Origin of the sequence: Singulisphaera photorubra (assembly GCF_045290345.1) — a bacterium.
In the GTDB taxonomy this organism is placed as follows: domain Bacteria; phylum Planctomycetota; class Planctomycetia; order Isosphaerales; family Isosphaeraceae; genus Singulisphaera.
Genome location: NZ_CP155447.1, coordinates 4,529,722 through 4,543,088, shown reverse-complemented (window position 1 = coordinate 4,543,088; position 13,367 = coordinate 4,529,722). Strand labels below are relative to the sequence as shown.

13 protein-coding genes are annotated in these 13,367 nt (G+C 59.7%); 3 read left to right on the top strand and 10 right to left on the bottom strand.

Features of this window, described 5'->3' with window-relative positions; translation table 11 throughout:
• Positions 1 to 12: 12 nt before the first annotated feature.
• The 5 genes from V5E97_RS17145 to V5E97_RS17125 all read right to left on the bottom strand — a co-directional run bounded on the left by V5E97_RS17145 (position 13) and on the right by V5E97_RS17125 (position 7,002).
• Positions 13 to 1,482: a transglutaminase-like domain-containing protein gene (locus V5E97_RS17145; RefSeq protein ID WP_406700516.1), complete on the bottom strand. Its 1,470-nt coding sequence runs from the start codon at positions 1,480 to 1,482 to the stop codon at positions 13 to 15.
• A 303-nt stretch (positions 1,483 to 1,785) separates the two neighbouring features.
• Positions 1,786 to 3,564, bottom strand: coding sequence for an arylsulfatase (locus V5E97_RS17140; protein ID WP_406700515.1), 1,779 nt, complete (start codon positions 3,562 to 3,564; stop codon positions 1,786 to 1,788).
• 174 nt (positions 3,565 to 3,738) lie between these two features.
• Positions 3,739 to 5,163 carry an arylsulfatase B gene (locus V5E97_RS17135; RefSeq protein WP_406700514.1) on the bottom strand — a complete coding sequence of 475 codons (1,425 nt, stop codon included), beginning with the start codon at positions 5,161 to 5,163 and terminating at the stop codon, positions 3,739 to 3,741.
• Between the two features lie 244 nt (positions 5,164 to 5,407).
• The gene (locus V5E97_RS17130) at positions 5,408 to 6,451 is read right to left on the bottom strand and encodes an SGNH/GDSL hydrolase family protein (protein WP_406700513.1); all 1,044 of its coding nucleotides are present in this window, start codon (positions 6,449 to 6,451) and stop codon (positions 5,408 to 5,410) included.
• Entirely contained in the window at positions 6,448 to 7,002 is a 555-nt protein-coding gene (locus tag V5E97_RS17125; RefSeq protein ID WP_406700512.1) for a gamma carbonic anhydrase family protein, read from the bottom strand. Before V5E97_RS17125 ends, V5E97_RS17130 begins: the two co-directional genes overlap by 4 nt.
• 304 nt (positions 7,003 to 7,306) lie before the next feature.
• Between V5E97_RS17125 and V5E97_RS17120 the strand changes: the two genes are divergently transcribed.
• Positions 7,307 to 7,600 (top strand): hypothetical protein, encoded by a 294-nt coding sequence (locus V5E97_RS17120; protein WP_406700511.1) that lies wholly within the window; start codon positions 7,307 to 7,309, stop codon positions 7,598 to 7,600.
• A gap of 32 nt (positions 7,601 to 7,632) precedes the next feature.
• Here V5E97_RS17120 and V5E97_RS17115 read toward each other — a convergent pair whose 3' ends face one another.
• The 3 genes from V5E97_RS17115 to V5E97_RS17105 form a co-directional block, all read right to left on the bottom strand.
• Positions 7,633 to 8,754, bottom strand: coding sequence for a glucose 1-dehydrogenase (locus V5E97_RS17115; RefSeq protein WP_406700510.1), 1,122 nt, complete (start codon positions 8,752 to 8,754; stop codon positions 7,633 to 7,635).
• Positions 8,755 to 9,042: 288 nt separating this feature from the next.
• Positions 9,043 to 9,402 (bottom strand): cupin domain-containing protein, encoded by a 360-nt coding sequence (locus V5E97_RS17110; protein WP_406700509.1) that lies wholly within the window; start codon positions 9,400 to 9,402, stop codon positions 9,043 to 9,045.
• A 74-nt stretch (positions 9,403 to 9,476) separates the two neighbouring features.
• Complete coding sequence (locus V5E97_RS17105; RefSeq protein WP_406700508.1) at positions 9,477 to 9,986, bottom strand: opioid growth factor receptor-related protein; 510 nt, start codon at positions 9,984 to 9,986, stop codon at positions 9,477 to 9,479.
• 187 nt (positions 9,987 to 10,173) lie between these two features.
• Between V5E97_RS17105 and V5E97_RS17100 the strand changes: the two genes are divergently transcribed.
• Entirely contained in the window at positions 10,174 to 10,695 is a 522-nt protein-coding gene (locus tag V5E97_RS17100; RefSeq protein WP_406700507.1) for a DUF2127 domain-containing protein, read from the top strand.
• A gap of 82 nt (positions 10,696 to 10,777) precedes the next feature.
• Here V5E97_RS17100 and V5E97_RS17095 read toward each other — a convergent pair whose 3' ends face one another.
• A complete protein-coding gene (locus V5E97_RS17095; protein ID WP_406700506.1) occupies positions 10,778 to 11,656 on the bottom strand; it encodes a YiiX/YebB-like N1pC/P60 family cysteine hydrolase in 879 nt (292 codons plus the stop codon).
• 361 nt (positions 11,657 to 12,017) lie between these two features.
• On the opposite strand from V5E97_RS17095, the gene V5E97_RS17090 reads away from it, so the two are divergent.
• Positions 12,018 to 12,719, top strand: coding sequence for an SAM-dependent methyltransferase (locus tag V5E97_RS17090; RefSeq protein ID WP_406700505.1), 702 nt, complete (start codon positions 12,018 to 12,020; stop codon positions 12,717 to 12,719).
• 143 nt (positions 12,720 to 12,862) lie between these two features.
• Here the strand turns inward: V5E97_RS17090 and V5E97_RS17085 are convergent, their stop codons facing one another.
• The gene (locus V5E97_RS17085; RefSeq protein ID WP_406700504.1) at positions 12,863 to 13,279 is read right to left on the bottom strand and encodes an STAS domain-containing protein; all 417 of its coding nucleotides are present in this window, start codon (positions 13,277 to 13,279) and stop codon (positions 12,863 to 12,865) included.
• Positions 13,280 to 13,367: the final 88 nt, after the last annotated feature.

The window sequence follows — 13,367 nt, the reverse complement described above, 5'->3', positions numbered from 1 at the left end:
GAGGTCGGACGATTACCGAGACGTCGGAGCGTCGCTCAACGATCTGGCCAATCGGCTGGAACGAGGCGACGCTTCGACCTCGCGGACCTGCCAATCCTGGCGGATTCGCACCTTCTCGAGCGACCCACTCCCAACCACCCAGACGCCGAGCCCGCCGTTGAGGAACGGGGTTGGTTGCGGCCCGAAGTGCACGGTGTCGAGGACGAGGTCGGGGTCGACGTGCAAGGTAAGAAAATCCCCCTCGTCGTGCCCGAAGTAGCGAAGCCCCTCGCGGGAGTGGTCATAGATGAGGCTGGCGGCGGGGTCGACCGGAATCCAGCCCACGCCTTCGGCGTAGAACTCCGCTTTCACGTGCCACTGGTAATAGGGAATTCCCCCGAGCTGAGCGCCGGGGACGGCGGACGTGGCCCAGCGACCGACCAAGATTCGGGCCGGAATCCCCTGGGTCCGGAGCACCGCGGCAAACAGAATCGACAACCCACCGCAATCGGACCGTCGCACCGCGCAGACCCGGGAGAGGCGTCGATCCATCGTTTCGCGATATTCGTAAGTGAAGCTTTGTTTTATGGTAAGAAAGACGCGTCGAGCGTAGTCGATCTCGGATTCCGAGGGGTTCATTGGCAAGGACTCCGCGCTGATCCAGCGGCGGAATTCTGGTGCGTCCAACTCGTAGGTTCCCCCTTTCGCCAGAGCTCGCCGACGTTCCTCGGCTCCTAGCGGGATCGCGTCCGTCGCTTCCTCACCGGCCCGGCGTCGATAGAGGTGACGCGATAAGAGAGTGGAGTGGTAGTGGGCGCGGGCCGAGATACTGTTGAAATTCTCGTGTGAACTCGCGGCGATCCGGCTGACCAGCAAGGGACGATTCCCAGGGCTCAAGTCCCAGGTCGGATTGCCACCCGGATCCAAAGAGGAGCGAACGTTCATCTGGCCGGGCAATTCAGGTGCCTGAGCCGCGACCACCACCCACTCGGCGGCCCTCACACCTGGCACGATCATTTCATACGTTAATTCCGAGTCGATCGACATGGCCGTTGCCAGCGTCAATCCATACGCACGGTTGGCGTCAGCTCGGGTGGATCCCCTTCGATTCTCTGGGGAACTCGGTCGCGTAGTTGATGGCGTGAGTTGGGAATCACCCGTGCGAGGCACAAGACCTGTCGGTGCCGTAGAGACGACGACCTGGATTTTCTTGGTGGCCTCGGTCGCGGCGTCAAACGTCGCGATGATCACCTGGCCGACGTTCAGGCCCGCCCAGTTGTCGGATCCGGGAAGCCCCGCGACGACCGTTTCGCGGTCGATTCGCAAGGACTTGTCCGCTCCCGAACCCAGCGCTCGGACGCTGACAGTGCGCGCGATCCGATCGATCGCACTGATTTTTCCGCTCAGCCTCTCGTCCGCCGACGATACCCCGGAGAGAACGACCATGAGCCCGAGTAGGAACGGTCCCAGAACCGTCGTCCGAAGATTGATGGCCCCGTCCATGCCGACAGATTCCCGGATCCTCGTTGGGAATGGAAACCGTGGCGGGGACGATCGCGCCAAGGTTTTTGACGAGGCTTCCGTGCGGGATTATCGGACCCGGCCAAGGAGGTGAGAGATGGCCTTCCCTTCACATTCACGACGATTCGCAAGTCGAGGTGATGAATCCGCCATCTTCGCTACAGGTTCCGCGATTTGACAGTCAGGAGATGATGACCAGGAGGTGGGCATCCGGATCGATTGCCAACGGCCAGGCCGACTGTGCCGGGAATCGTTTTCGAAAGGGGAGGGCATGCCGGAACGAGACTAAAGCGGATCGTCCGGCTCGACGAGTGACAGGACCACGGACCGAACGTCGATAATGCGCTGACCGGGAACGGAAAGGGCGCGGAGTGTGAGCAGCCCGCGCCCCGGCTTGAGCCTGACGATCCCGAGGCTGAGTGGCTTGAAGTCTTTCACATAGGATTCACCACCACGAGGTACGCGATCGTGCTCTTTTCCCCGGAGCGGAGGATCGTAGGCCTCGCTGACCTTGCCTCGAAATTGATGCTCGTTGAGGCTCAACTCGAGTTCGGATCCGACGTCGGTGGTCGCGCACGTGTACTGAATGACGGCTTCGTAACGGCCCCCGGTGTTCACGTCGATATCCCAGGTAATCCGATCGTCGACGCTGGTCCAGTTCGTGAAGTAGGAGCAATTGGGGGCATTGGCGCTTCGCCGTACGTTGCCGTGCGGCCGCCCATCACGGGCGGGAAGGATCGCGATCGGGAACTCGCGATAGCCGACGGGGAATGGCCGATCATCCTTCTTGAGGTCGGTAAGGACCTCCGCTTTCCAGCGGGCGACAGCCTGAGACAGCCGCGACGCCACTTCGGGATGCTCTCGAGTCGCGTCGTGCAGTTGCCCCGGATCTCGCACCATCTCGTAGAGTCGGTTTGTGGCGTCGAGGCGATAGTCTTGGGTGCGGACGCTCACATTGCCGTTCCAGTGCGAGAAGATCAGTCGGTCGGTTTGGCCCTCGAAGGGGGTGCCAAGCAAGAGTGACGAGACGTCGATGCCATCCAAGGGCTTGTCCGACTTGACCGGAATGCCGGCCAAACTGGCGAGTGTCGGCAGCAAGTCGATCGCCGCGGAAATCTTCGTCACTTGGGTCCCGGGCCGGATGTGGCCCGGCCACCGGATCAGGAGTGGCGAACGAACTCCCCCTTCATCCGTGGATCCTTTCCGCCCTCGCATTCCACCATTCCAGCGCCAACTGTTCGGGCCATTGTCCGAAAAGTAGACGACGATGGTGTTCTTATCCAGGCTCAATTCCTCGAGCGCTTTGAGCACGCGTCCGACGTTCCAATCAAGATTTTCGCACATCGCGAGCGCGGCGCGGGTCATCAGCAGGTCTTCACGCTCGGGAGTTTGAGCACGCATCTTCAGATTTACGGATTTAAACTTGTCGTAAAATCGATCGGGCACCTGCATCGGCGAGTGCGGCGTATTGAACGGCAGGTAGCAAAAGAAGGGGCGATCCTCGCAGCCTCTGATGAACGAGATTGCATGATCGGTCAAGTCGTCGGTGATGTATCCCTTGCCTAGAACTGGTCGTCCGTTATGTTCAAGCGGCGGGTTGAAGTATTCGCCCCAGTGGCCTGAGGTAAAGCCATAATATTCGTTGAATCCACGGGCATTCGGGTGATAAGGAAACTGGGTTCCGTTGTGCCACTTGCCAAAGGCACCCGTGGCATACCCTGCGTTTTTGAAGGTCTCCGCAATCGTCCGCTCATCCAAGTCGAGACGTTCCCCGCCGCTCGTCACTCCCCGGACGCCGCCCCGAGGGTGATATCGACCCGTCAGGAACTCGGCACGAGTCGGTGCGCAGACCGGACAGACATAGAATCGCTCGAAGAGAGCGCCGTCACGCGCGAGCGAGTCGATGTGCGGCGTCTTGAGGTTGACGTTACCGTGGACACTTAGATCCCCCCACCCTTGGTCATCGGAGAGGATGACGACCACGTTAGGGGGCTTGGCCGCGGCTACGGACGCGGTAATTTGAAGGAGCAAGGCCACGAGAACGAACCAGGTGCGGAATCTCATGGAGATGTCTTTCTGGATAGGACCTTGGGTGTCATGGATTCCGGTTCTGACTCGGAACCCATGACACCATCGGCCTCTGATCGAGAATGCAAGTTCCGATGACTCACAGCCTCAGTTCAGTCCGGTGACTCAAGTTCCACGATCGGTTCTCAATCGGAAAGCAGATCGCTTGATTTAGTCTGACTCGCCCCAGACTTTTGGCACCTGGAAACCCTTGGCCATGGGAGCAACCTTGGGAGCAATGGCCTCGGCGGAAAACTTGTCGTAGCGTGCTTTGAGTTCTTTGACCTTCTCCGGGTGGGCGGTCGCCAGGTTTTTCTTTTCGTACGGGTCTTGGGCGATGTTGAAGAGCTCGACTGAGTCGCGCGGGGCTCCTGCTTTTTTCGTGACCTTCGCTTCCCCTTCCCGTTCGATGCGGGATGCGTTGAGTAAGAGCTTCCAGTCACCGACGCGAATCGCGCCTGAGTCGGGGGTCGTGTTCAGAAGAATGGCGTCGTGAGGGGAAGGACCATTGTGGGCAATGGCGTTCCAGGCGTCCCGGCCATCGGTCGGCAACGTCTGCTCAAGCGGAGCGCCAGCGAGGGTCAAGAGCGTCGGAAAGAGATCGATGATATGAAGCGGAGCCTTGGCGACGGTGCCGGGTTGCAGGTGCCCCTGCCAAGAGACGAACGCGGGAACGCGGACTCCCCCTTCGTAAAGTGTCCCCTTCTGCCCGCGGAGAGGACCGTTGCTTGTCACTCGCCCAGGGGCCGGCCCGCCGTTGTCGCTCGAGAAAATGAAAATCGTATTGGACCGCATTCCCTTGGCGTCAATGGCCGAGACGATCTGTCCCACGGCTTCGTCCATTGCGGCAAGCATGCCCGCATAGGACCGTCGCGGTTCCTTCAGCTTGGAGTAAGGCTCTTTATACTTTTCGGGAACCTGGTGAGGCGCATGGACTGCGTTGAACGGGACGTAGAGGAACAGAGGCTTGGATGTCTCGTGCTGTCCGACGAGCCGAGTGGCCTCCCGGGCGATCAGGTGGGTACTGTACCCTTCATCGCGATTGACGCGATCGTCACGGTGCCAGTCGAAGCCGCCGTCGCGGACATGAGTGAAGTAGTCGAGTGCTCCGTTGTAGTGACCATACTGGTGGTCGAACCCGCGGTGGGTCGGGAGATAGTCCGGTTGGAAATGCCCGAGATGCCACTTGCCGCAGATGGCCGTCTCATATCCAGCCGACTTCAACGCCTGGGGAAGTGTCCGCTCGTTCAACGGCAGTCCGTACTGGGCCCAAGGCCGCACGACGCCCACTTGAAGTCCATGCCGCATCGGATACCGACCTGTCATCAAGGCGGCCCGAGTCGGTGAGCAAACGGGTTGAACATAGAATTGTTCCAGGCGAGTGCCGGAGGCGGCGAGCTTATCAAGGTGTGGCGTTTTGATTTCGCTATTGTGCCAGCCGACGTCCCCCCACCCCAGGTCGTCCGCAAGGATCAAGACCACGTTCGGCTTTGGCGATTTGACGGGCGCGTCCGCTGCCCTCACTATCGTCGGAACGACCAGTGCCAGCACCAAGGACGTGCCTAGCCTACCGAAAAGCAACTTCATCCAATGCATCAACCATTCTCCGAGTCGTCCCCATCGCCAGAATCGATGGCGATGAGTTCTTGGTCCAAGAGGCTTGAGTCGCGTCGAACGTCGATCGGCGCGGGGCCCCCTGAGCAGTCTCACCACGCTGATCATCGGTCAGGCCCCGAACGGGACTGACCGGGGAACAGGCCATCGAGTTAAACCCCACGATGGCGGATCGGGTATCGTGCTTGACCCTGCAATTTTTCCGCGTTAGCCGGACTTGTCGCCCTTATCGTTTCGGAGCAACCAGGGTCGCGATCTTTGCCTCGATCTCAGCGGCCTGGCGTTCGGCCTGCGAGAGCGAAAGACCTTGCTTCATACCGGGCCGGGTGTGGCCCGTTGCCGTGAGCCATGTGTCCTTGAGCAAACGTTGGCGTTGCTGGACGAGCTTCAAGAGTTCGGGACCTTGGGGCAACGCGGCCATGGCTTCCTCGCCGCTCGCTGCCGTGAGGTCCGCGGTGGGCAACTTCCAGTGCGCCAGGATTTCACGCGCCATGATCCAGTGCCCGGTCGCATTCATGTGGACGCCATCACCGGCGAGAAGAAATTTGGGGTCGTGACTTCGTTGTTTGGCGAGATATTGGTTCAAGGGACCGTGGATATCAACGACCTCCCACCCTTGGGCTTTCTGACCAAGCAGCCAGTCGGAGTAGCGGTCGAGAACGGCGTTGTAGCCTTGGTAGGGTTGCCGGTACTCTTCGAGCCCCCCCGGCAGGGTTCTTTCCAGGATCGGCAGAGGGTCGAAGACCGGCGGCGTGAGGTGAAGGATCTTTGCACCTTTAGCTTGGGCTCGGTCCCGCACGAATTGAATCCCCTCCCGGAATTTTTTGAATCGCAGATCGTCGAGCGGGGAGTAAATTCCGTCGTTCATGCCGTAACAAACGACGACCAAGTCAGGTTTCGTCTTTTCCAGGAGCCGTTCGAGCCGTTCGTGAAGATCGGGACGGGGAAATTTGCCGGCGGCGTGACCTGGCTCGGTGAGCCCGGAGACTGTCTCGCTTGGCAGTCCGAGGTTGAGGAATTCGCAGTGGAGGGCTGGATTCCGGGCCCGTAGGGCTGTCTCGATATACTCGATGTATTGCCCCGAATACGTGATGCTGTCCCCCAAGAAAACCACCCGATGCACCCCATCCAGGGGAGGCTCATCGCCCCGAGCACCCGGGACGAGTGCCAGCAATGCCGCTCCGAAGACAAGACAGGCGACCCATTGTCTCTGGCTCTGGGCGGCCCACGGCGGTTGAGCGTCAATTGTCAATCTTAGATTTGAAGTCATGAACCTGTTCCTCCCATCGGCTCAGAAATTCGTTCGGCGACGTCGTCTCCATCCGTCGAGGAACGGATCGGAAATTGGCCGAGTCGATGCTTGTCGGCCATGGCGACATAATGGCGCCAGATCAGGTCGATTCGGGCGTGCATGCTCTCGTCCACCTCGCGAACGACGCGTCCTGGAATGCCCAGAACCATCGACCCCGGTGGGACGACGGTGCCCTCGACCAGGACGGCCCCCGCGCCAACGACTGAACCTCGTCCCACCCGAACACCGTTCAGGAGGATCGCCCCCATTCCAATCATGCAGTCGTCTTCGACGGTACATCCGTGAAGGATCACTCGGTGTCCTACCGTCACCCGATTGCCGATCAGGCAAGGGAAGCCGGGGTCGGCGTGGACCATCGAGAGATCTTGGATGTTGGTTTCGTCGCCGACAACGATTCTCTCGGTATCGCCACGGACCACCGTGTTGTACCAGAGGCTTGCAAACTTCCCGAGCTGGACGTCGCCCAGCACAATGGCCGCTCGAGCGATGAAGGCCGTGGACTCGATCATGCGTAGAGAATTCCAACCAAGATCGGGGTCAACCTGGAAATCTCTCGAGACCGTCCTCAGTTGACCGGGAAAGAGGGATCCGCCAACGATTTGAGATTATGCCAGACCCGAATCCCGGTCGACACATCCCTCTCATGGGTAGTCAAGGGAGGAAAGTGCAGCGACAATAGAGTAATCGAGGCCAGGGGGGCCTGGTTCTGCTCAGGGAAAACGACCTGTCCCCGGTGGGCCGCTAACGTTTGCATCCTTGCTGATGGCAGGCTCGGTCGCAACGCGAGGGATTTTGTCCGAGGGGTTCAATTACATGGGCGACTTTACGGGGCCGATCGAAAGACCTGTTCCTCGCGTTCAGGAATCGCCCGAGTTTCGCCGGACCCATTATCGGGTCTATGACGAGAACGGATATGCGACGTCCTTCTCCATCGACGCTCCGGTCAAGGCGACCCTGGAGCTCGTGACCGCCTATCTGTGCGAGAAATTTCAAGGGACGGGGGGAACCGGCTTCGAGTCGAAGGACCTCGTGGTTCTCCTGGGACCTCGGATCGTGGCCGTCGTCCGTGGGGATTTCAACGGGCAACCCCAGGTGACAACCTTTTAGGTCGACGGCCGACGATCTCTGGGCCTAAGTGGTCACTCAGAAACGTTGATGTAAACTTTGAGCGCTTGATTATCTTCGAGAAGCGTCATCATTTCCTTGTAGTTCTCCAGCCCCGCGACGGGATGGGTGAGGATCCGCTCGGTGACGCCCGGGTAGGTATGCTCACCGTGCGAGAGAGCCTGAATCCCCAACTCGAAGTGGCGGCGGTTGCCGTTGACGCTCGAGACGAGTAGCTTGTTGCCGAGGACCCATTCGAGGTTGATCTTGGCGGCGTCGACAGAGACCTCGTGTGATCCCCCCGTGATGCTCGTCCAGATCAAGGCGCCATTGTGCGCCAGTACTTCCATCGCACGGAAGCAGACCTCGGCGTTGCCGGTGGCCTCGAAGATGAGGTCGGGCTTGCCGACTTGCTCGGTGAGTTGCTTCATCGACGTTTGATTGGTGCTCACATAAGTGGCCCCATAGGCCTCGGCGAGCTCGGATTTGAGGTGCGGTCCTGGCTTCGTCGCGAGCGTGAATACTTGAAGTCCACGAAGCCTGAGCATCATCGTGGCAAGCAAGCCAATTTGCCCCGCCCCGAGGACGAAGGCTCGTAATGGGTTCCAGACCTGCAATCGCTGCTGGGCGAGGTAGGCCTGCTCGATCGCCTTGGCACAGACGCTCGCCGGTTCGGAAAGGACTCCGAGATGCTTGAGGTTCTGGGGCACCTTCACCACGTATTCCGCGTCATCGACGAAAAACTCGGTCAAGTAGCCGTGGCAGAGGTTGATTCCTCGCTCGTAGTAAACTTCCTCGCTCGTGATGTCGTTCCGGCCGATCTTGTCGAACAAGGAGCCGCCGGGGCGACGCACCGTGCAGGTCACGTAGTCGCCCGGCTTGACCTCAATCACCTTGTCGCCAACCTCGACGACCTGCCCAAAGCTCTCGTGGCCAATCACGAGATGCTTCCCCCCCGGAGGGGCATTGCCGTACAGGGCTTCGTTGATCTCACGGTCGGTGGCGTCGACGCCGACCTGAAGGACCTTGACGAGCACGCCGCGCCCTTCAGGGATCCGACAGACGTGCGGGTGCGGCTGGTCGGTGACCTTCGGCACGGGGATCTCTTGGAGATGGACGCTGTTCGGTTTTCCTGGGAGAACGGCAACGGCTTTCATCGGGAAATCGACTCGTCATAGAGGAATAAAGAAGTCTGTATCGTCATGAGACGACGAAGGACGCGTGGCGCGACGAACCCGGCTTCGTCAATGTTCGCTCGCCATCACCTGGCCACATCCATCCACATCCGGCATGGGGACCAGACGATTGCCTCGCACGCCCGGCCTCTTAACTCAGTCCCGGCGCAGGGTCCTATACTGCAATAATCTCAACGAATTGAGAAGCATCCACGAGGGAATCGTCGGGGCCGGCGAACGATCGCCAGTGCGGCGGACCCGCCATGGACCTCAGTCGAACCACTCGTCGTCGGGGTCGAATTTCGGGAAGACCACGATCAGGACTTTCATCTTACCCACCGCGCGGTGCCGTACTCCCGGCGGGATCACAACGCAGACCCCCGGCCTGAGGGGAACTTCGTCATCATCGAGCTGGATCGTCGCGTGCGGATCGCACTCCAGGATATAGTAGGTCTCCGTCAACCGCCGATGGTAGTGACGCTGGGCCGTCGCCGAGATTTCGGTGACGTGAATCGTCCCTGGAAAATCGTCGACGTCGGAAAAGGCTCTCCGAGCCGTGCCGCATGGGCAAGGGACCCCTGGAATCGTGGCAAAGTCGACGATATGACATCGGCCGGCGCTGGCGTGCATCCGCGGATCCTCCTGGGGTGACATGTTTGAACGAGCCGACCGCAATCACGTAGCAGAGTGGACGGTCCTGGCTGTCAACCGGACAGATCGCCGGTGGCGGCGTCCTCCCAGTACCGGAACGTATCCGTCGTGATTCCAGACTCGCCCTCCTCCCACAAGCGCTTCAAGAACTCAAAAAATGCTCGGCTTTCCGACTCCAGGCCGAGGATTCGAGTGCTGGTCAGGACGCGCGTGATTCTTAGCCAGTTATGGTTGGGACCCTGAAAAATTCCCGACCTATCAAACTCCTCCGTCTTGACGACCCGGCCGCCGTCCTCGCGGAGATCCAGGAAGTCGAGAAAGCGCGTGAAGGAGCGTTTGAGGTTTTCCCGGAGCGCAGGATCGTCATGGAACGCGGCCACATCGGCCTCCGTGAGCAGCGGCGCGTCAGGGTTGAATCGGCTCGCCAGGCGCAGTGGGAACAGCCATTGGATGTAGTCGTGCGTCGTCTCCAACTGATCGCGGCGGAACGCCCAGATCATCGAGATGGTCCGGCCCTCGCTGTCTTTGCCGGTGCCCTTGTAGAATTCGGTGAGCCGTGACATGGTGAAGACCTCCCCGAGACCTCAAGGTCTAGGCTGCCGCGGTCGATCGTATCCCGATGACGATCAGCATGCCAGGGCCGGATTCGCGCCGTGAGTCAGTCACTCCGCGATCCGGGGCCGAGTGGTCGGCCAACAAGCGGACTCGGGCTGTTGATACGCGGGTTGCAAGAGAGGTCGATCGCCGCAGATGAGCCAAGACAGTCACTCTCGTCGCTTCGGTCTTTCGATCATTGCGGCGTACAAACTTGCGAAGGCCGCCATCTTGCTCGTTGGAGGCGTGGTCGTTCTCCGGCTCAAACCGAATGAGATTCTCGAAAGCGTGATCCGACTCGCGACTCGTCTCCGGCTCGACCCCGAGGATCAGCTCATCCACTTGATCGTCGCTCGACTTTCTGAACTCAGTGAAAGGCGCCTCGAAGCGATCGGAGTGGGGATCGTCTGCTACGGCCTGCTCTACTTGACGGAAGGGGTGGGAATCCTGCTTCAGAAGCGGTGGGCCGAATACCTGATCGTCGTCACAACCAGCCTCCTGATTCCCCTCGAACTCTATGAAGTATTCCGGAAGGCCGCCCCGTTACGAGCCACCGTCCTCATGGCGAACGTCGCGATTGTGGCCTATCTCATCCGGACGATCCGTGTCGAAGCCGATGGGCGAGACGAACCGGCCACGGAGCAACACTCGCCTGATCGCGGTGCCGGAGCAAGCTGATTCAGAATCTGCGAATGAGTAGGTCGAGGCGGAAAACCGAGGATTGAGCCTGATTTTCCGGCACCAATGGTGCGATTACCGCTCAGTTCCCTTGCACTCGACCTGAATCGGTATAGGGAAGGCGAGCGTCGGGAGCCTCATAAACCAGGCGGAGCGCGGGGCTCGACCAGATTCCGACCGCATCATTACCGATGACGAAGGCCGACTGGTCGGGCCGGATCGACGAGAAGTGACGCGCGAGCCAGACGGCTTTTGGAAAGTGTTGATAACGGGGTAAGTGGTCGATGCGAATGGGTTCGGAGAGGACCAGGCCCGCGGATCGGTAGGCCCGCTCCGTTAATTCGATGCAGTAAAACCGGTCGTTATCAAGCAGCAGCTTTGGGTCAAATGGCACCTGGCGTTGATACGCGTCCTGGCAGAACGCGACTGCGCCGGCCACGAATCGCTGGTTGTTGGCGTCGGGCCGTTTGACGGCGATGCCCCCTGCGACATCGAGGACCCAGATCGGAAAGGGCTGTTTGCGCGGCCCCGACTTATTCGTGTCGTAGACCACCGGTTCGCCATTTTCCCAAGCGACGATCCCGGTATGCGAATAACGGCTGCCGGCCATCTCTGCCGAAATCCGTGAGAACGGATAGAGCCCGCACGCGACCCGGGCATCCCCCATCCGGAAGACGATGTCCCCATCGCGCAAATGAGCCCGGGCCCAGGATTCCCAAACGCACATGGGAGGACTGGACGGAATCGTGGGAAGTCGGCCGAATCGTCGGGCCGCCTCGGCGTCTGGGCCCCAGGGGTTCCCTCGCCACGAGTGGGGGACCATCCGACCGGTCACGTCTCCCGCGTTGTAGCACCCAGCCTGGCTGACGATCGCGAATGCCAGCACCCATGGCAGCCGGGATGCGCGCGGGAATCTTCGCCTCTCACGAGAGGGCTGCTGCTCAGACGCCACGGCTTCCATGCCTTCTCCCGTCGACGCGCAACCCCTAAGCGTCTCTGTTGCCTAGGAGAGATGATCGTCACGATCGCAAGGAACTCTTGAAACTCCGCCTTCGTGGGACGAGTTCATTTCACACCAGGTATGAGCCTGTTGTTGCAAATCGAAACAAAATAGAGCGGAGCAGGACGAAACAGAGGGTGATGAGAGAGTTCAAGGCGGATGACTGGCCGGCTTGATCCGTCATACAAACTTCTGAAAGCGTTTTCTAGACGCCGGGCGTTTCCGCTGTGGTTCAATCATTGAGAAGGGAGAGATCGGTCCGGCCGGAGTCGCTGGCCAACCGTCGAGACGCGCATGTTTCCTTCGATTCAAGGAAGCCACGATGCGATTCGCTCAGAAACGACCCATCATCGGCCAGAGAACGGCGATTCTCGCCGTTGCATTCGGCATGCTCTGGAGTGCATCGCGAACTCACTCGCAGGACGGCGAAGCGCTGCGGCGCTCCCGATCCACAATCCATGTGCAGACGAAGCGCTCAGACTCTCCACACGCACCGAGCGACGGACAGGATCAGGGCCGACCCAAGAAAAAGAAGAAATGGCCCGACGTCATGTATGTCCCGACCCCCCAAGTCGTTGTGGACAGGATGCTCGAGTTGGCCGAGGTCCGCAATGGGGACAATCTCCACGATCTGGGGTGCGGAGATGGGCGAATCGTGGTCACGGCGGCGAAAAAATATGGGGCCAAGGGGACGGGATACGACATCGATCCGAAACGGATCTACGAGTCTCGCGAAAACGTCCGCAAGAACGGAGTCGAGAGCCTGGTAACCATCAAGCAAGAGGATATCTTCGAGGTCGACCTGTCCGAGGCCAACGTTGTGACGCTCTACCTGCTTCCGGAACTCAACGTCAGGCTCATGCCGAAGCTCCGTCAACTCAAGGCGGGAACGCGGATCGTCTCCCACGACTTCGACATGAAAGGAGCGAAACCGAAGAAGACGATCACTCTTCGCCTGCCCGAAGACGAGGAAGAACACATCGTCTACTTGTGGGTCGTACCTTGGGAAGTCGAGAAGCCATAGTCACTTCCAGATCGATGGTTGCCGAGTTTGCTGGCGCCCGATCCGGCCTTTTGAGAAAGTGACGACAACGAACCAGGAGACGGCCCGCCGAGTGGAGTTCCCACAAACGACTCGGCTTGGCCGCTCCTCTTTTCCTGTTTTTGTTACTCACGGGAACTGCCGAACACACCGAGGATTTTCGAAAACCAGCCCGATCCTTCCGTTCCCTGAATCGACTTGATCGCAGCCTGTTCGGTTGACTGAATATCGAAGATCTGATCCATCTTCGTGAGTTGGAAGACCCGGTGCACTTGAGGGTCGAGCGCACAGAGTTTGAGACTCTTGTTGTGCTCTTTGAGCCGTTTCTGGAAGTTGATCATGACGCCGAGCATCGAACTCTGAAACACTCGGACGTTCGACAGATTGAGGATGACACCCTGGGACGTGGCGTCTGTGCCGAGGCTCTCCGCCAGCCCGTAGAACGTCTCTTTTTCATCCTTGAGGAGTTCAGGGTCGAGGACCGTGACGATCGACACCCCATCGGTCTGTACCGCTTGGAAGAGGGTAGAGTCGGACGACATTGAACAGGGTCTTCCTGGAGTACAAGGTCGGAGTGAACGCGTCCGTACGCCGAAAGATTGCTGCGCTCCCTGCATTGCTGACAGATCG

What these genes read in the sequence shown, in the direction of transcription:
- V5E97_RS17100 (WP_406700507.1), top strand. Translation starts at nt 10,174, where the DNA reads ATGAGCCAAGACAGTCACTCTCGTCGCTTCGGTCTTTCGATCATTGCG.
- V5E97_RS17140 (WP_406700515.1), bottom strand. Translation starts at nt 3,564, where the DNA reads ATGAGATTCCGCACCTGGTTCGTTCTCGTGGCCTTGCTCCTTCAAATT.
- V5E97_RS17090 (WP_406700505.1), top strand. Translation starts at nt 12,018, where the DNA reads ATGCGATTCGCTCAGAAACGACCCATCATCGGCCAGAGAACGGCGATT.
- V5E97_RS17115 (WP_406700510.1), bottom strand. Translation starts at nt 8,754, where the DNA reads ATGAAAGCCGTTGCCGTTCTCCCAGGAAAACCGAACAGCGTCCATCTC.
- V5E97_RS17110 (WP_406700509.1), bottom strand. Translation starts at nt 9,402, where the DNA reads ATGCACGCCAGCGCCGGCCGATGTCATATCGTCGACTTTGCCACGATT.
- V5E97_RS17125 (WP_406700512.1), bottom strand. Translation starts at nt 7,002, where the DNA reads ATGATCGAGTCCACGGCCTTCATCGCTCGAGCGGCCATTGTGCTGGGC.
- V5E97_RS17095 (WP_406700506.1), bottom strand. Translation starts at nt 11,656, where the DNA reads ATGGAAGCCGTGGCGTCTGAGCAGCAGCCCTCTCGTGAGAGGCGAAGA.
- V5E97_RS17135 (WP_406700514.1), bottom strand. Translation starts at nt 5,163, where the DNA reads ATGCATTGGATGAAGTTGCTTTTCGGTAGGCTAGGCACGTCCTTGGTG.
- V5E97_RS17120 (WP_406700511.1), top strand. Translation starts at nt 7,307, where the DNA reads ATGGGCGACTTTACGGGGCCGATCGAAAGACCTGTTCCTCGCGTTCAG.
- V5E97_RS17105 (WP_406700508.1), bottom strand. Translation starts at nt 9,986, where the DNA reads ATGTCACGGCTCACCGAATTCTACAAGGGCACCGGCAAAGACAGCGAG.
- V5E97_RS17130 (WP_406700513.1), bottom strand. Translation starts at nt 6,451, where the DNA reads ATGACTTCAAATCTAAGATTGACAATTGACGCTCAACCGCCGTGGGCC.
- V5E97_RS17085 (WP_406700504.1), bottom strand. Translation starts at nt 13,279, where the DNA reads ATGTCGTCCGACTCTACCCTCTTCCAAGCGGTACAGACCGATGGGGTG.
- V5E97_RS17145 (WP_406700516.1), bottom strand. Translation starts at nt 1,482, where the DNA reads ATGGACGGGGCCATCAATCTTCGGACGACGGTTCTGGGACCGTTCCTA.